We start from the raw sequence: 2889 nt of genomic DNA on the forward strand, positions 1-2889 counted from the left end.
GGCGCGCGTCCGCAGTTTATTAAGGCCGGTTCGGTCAGTCGTGAGATTCTTCGCCAGCGTGAAGCGGGTGCGGATATTACCGAAGTCATTGTGCATACTGGGCAGCATTATGATGCCAATATGAGCGATGTGTTTTTTGAGGAAATGCAAATTCCTAAGCCGGATTATTTTCTCGGTATTGGCGGTAAAACCCATGGTGCGATGACCGGGCAGATGATCGAGAAAATTGAAGAAATCTTGGTGCAAGAAAAGCCGGATTGGGTGATGGTGTATGGCGATACTAACTCGACTTTAGCCGGTGCGATTGCCGCGTCTAAATTGCATATCAAGATTGCTCATGTTGAAGCTGGTTTGCGTTCGTTTAATATGCGTATGCCCGAAGAGGTCAACCGTATTTTGACAGACAGGATTAGTTCGATGTTGTTTTGTCCAACGCAAGCGGCGGTGGATAATTTGAATAAGGAAGGCATTGATAACTGGAAAACGGATGCTAAGGTTTTGTTGTCTGGCGATGTTATGCAGGATGGCGCGATGTTTTATCAGGCATTATCAGAGCAACCACCAGGCCTGGTGATTAAGGATGATTTTGTACTTTGCACGATCCACCGCGCTGAAAACACCGATGACCCCAAGCGTTTAAGCGCCATTTTTGAAGCTTTAAACGAAATAGCCGAAAACCAACAGGTGGTTTTGCCTTTACACCCACGCACTAAAAAGATTATTCAAGAATTACAAATCAATATCCAAAACCTAACCATTATCGACCCAGTGGGCTACCTCAATATGGTGTGGTTAATTGATCATTGTGCTTTTGTGATGACCGACAGCGGCGGACTGCAAAAAGAAGCTTACTTTTTTGCTAAACCTTGTATTACCTTGCGTGATGAAACCGAATGGGTCGAGTTGGTAGAGGCGGGCGCAAATGTTTTGGTGGGCGCGGATAAAACCAAAATCCTCGATGCTTTTAAAAACCATTCAAAATTTAACATTGAAAACTCAAAATTAGACCTGTACGGTGGTGGCAAAGCCAGCGAACGAATTGTATTGGAGTTGTTAAATGGTTGATTCAACAAAACAAAAAACATTTTGGTTGATTAACCAATATGCGTCCACGCCGGAAACCGGTATGGGAGGACGACATTTTTATTTGGCGAAAGAGTTGGCAAAACAAGGCCACACCGTTTATTTGATTGCGGCAAGTTATACTCATTTGTTGCGCAAACCTCCAGCTTTAAAGGATGAATACAAAATTGAAGATGTGGCTGGCTTTAAATTTGTGTGGGTCAAGGTGCCTGAATATGGTGATGCACATGACAAAAAACGCGTATTGAACTGGTTTAAGTTTGCATGGAAGCTATCAAAACTGCCCAAAGTGATTGTGGATAAGCCAGATGCGATTTTATTTAGCTCTCCATCTTTAATTCCTTTTCTTGGTGCGCAGCGTTTGGCCAGAAAATTTAACGCTAAGTTGGCGTTTGAAGTGCGTGATATTTGGCCACTGACATTAGTTGAGTTGGGTGGCTATTCGCCTAAACATCCTTTTATCCGTTTGATGCAGTGGATGGAGGATAAAGCCTACCGTGACTCTGATGTGGTTTTGTCAAATTTGCCAAATGCTGTTGAGCACATGGTGCAACGAGGTATGGATAAGGCTAAGTTTAGCTGGATTCCAAATGGCTTTGATTTGGACGAGGTTTCGCAAACTCAGCCAATTGCGGAGAGTGTGATAAACAGCTTGCCAAAAGATAAATTCATTGTGGGTTATGCGGGAACACTGGGTGTTGCCAATGCACTGGATACCTTGATTGAAGCGGCAGAGATTCTAAAAGATCAAACCGATATTGCTTTCGTATTAGTGGGTGGTGGCAAAGAAAAACCATGCCTGGTGGAAAAGGCACAATCCTTAAACAATGTGATTTTTATCGAACCTATTAAAAAAGCTCAAATTCAAACTATGTTGAAACAGTTTGATGTGTGTTTTATTGGTTGGCGAAATGAATCGATTTATAGATTTGGTATTGCGCCGAATAAATTGCCAGAGTATATGATGTCTGCAAAACCTATTGTTCACTCATATTCCGGTAGTTTTGATTTTGTAGTTAAGGCTGATGCAGGTATTTCCGTTCCACCTGAAAACCCACAGGCTGTAGCCGAAGCGGTTTTAAAGCTAAAAGCCATGTCAACTCAAGAACGTACCGAGTTAGGTCAAAACGGCCGAAACTATGCCATTCAAAATCACGATTATGCAAAACTGGCTGAAAAGTTGGCCAAGGTGTTGAGTGAGTGAAACGCGTATTTGATGTGTCGCTAATTTTATTAACCCTGCTGCTGTTGCCGTTTTTGGTAGTGCTAGCGGTGTTGGTTCGGGCCAAGTTGGGTGCGCCGGTTTTGTTTAAGCAGGTTCGACCAGACCCGACGAGTAGTCAATTTAAGATGCCTGATCATTGCTTTTTTTTAGCAAATTGTTATAATTGGCTCAACATAACCGCCACGCCTATCGAAGAAGCGCAACCTTGGCGGTTTTTTATTGCCTCTAAAACCGTGTCTTATGCCTGAAGTTTATCGTAAGGCGGCGCTTAGTTTTGAACAGCAACTTGCTTTGCTTAAACAGCGCGGCATGGCTTTTAATGATGATTCTACCGCCCTCTCTTATCTATCATCTATTAATTATTATCGTTTAAGTAGCTACTGGTTTCCGTTTCGTGTGCACGATAGTTTGGGGCAACGAAGTCATCAGTTTGTTGATGGTACGCACTTTGATGAAGTTTTGCGTTTGTATGAGTTTGATCGCCAACTTCGTGTCCTTGTGCTGGATGGATTAGAGCGCATTGAGGTTGCGATTCGTACTCAAATGACTTATCACATGGCTCACACTTATGGTCCATTTGG

The 2889-nt window shown here is 43.0% G+C and carries 4 protein-coding genes; all 4 read left to right on the forward strand.

Annotation, left to right across the window (positions count from 1 at the left end; all coding sequences use genetic code 11):
* Positions 1-1065: UDP-N-acetylglucosamine 2-epimerase (non-hydrolyzing) (gene wecB / locus IBX48_RS10065; RefSeq protein ID WP_296834093.1), on the forward strand; the 1065-nt coding region annotated here is incomplete at its 5' end.
* The gene (locus IBX48_RS10070) at positions 1058-2287 is read left to right on the forward strand and encodes a glycosyltransferase family 4 protein (protein WP_296834096.1); all 1230 of its coding nucleotides are present in this window, start codon (positions 1058-1060) and stop codon (positions 2285-2287) included. The genes wecB and IBX48_RS10070, both read left to right, overlap by 8 nt.
* The gene (locus tag IBX48_RS10075; RefSeq protein ID WP_296834099.1) at positions 2284-2556 is read left to right on the forward strand and encodes a sugar transferase; all 273 of its coding nucleotides are present in this window, start codon (positions 2284-2286) and stop codon (positions 2554-2556) included. The genes IBX48_RS10070 and IBX48_RS10075 overlap by 4 nt, the downstream gene beginning before the upstream one ends.
* Positions 2549-2889, forward strand: a 341-nt coding sequence (locus IBX48_RS10080) for an Abi family protein (protein WP_296834102.1), incomplete at its 3' end; no start/stop codon positions are given. The genes IBX48_RS10075 and IBX48_RS10080, both read left to right, overlap by 8 nt.

This window comes from Thiomicrospira sp. (assembly GCF_014859555.1).
Lineage (GTDB): Bacteria > Pseudomonadota > Gammaproteobacteria > Thiomicrospirales > Thiomicrospiraceae > Thiomicrospira.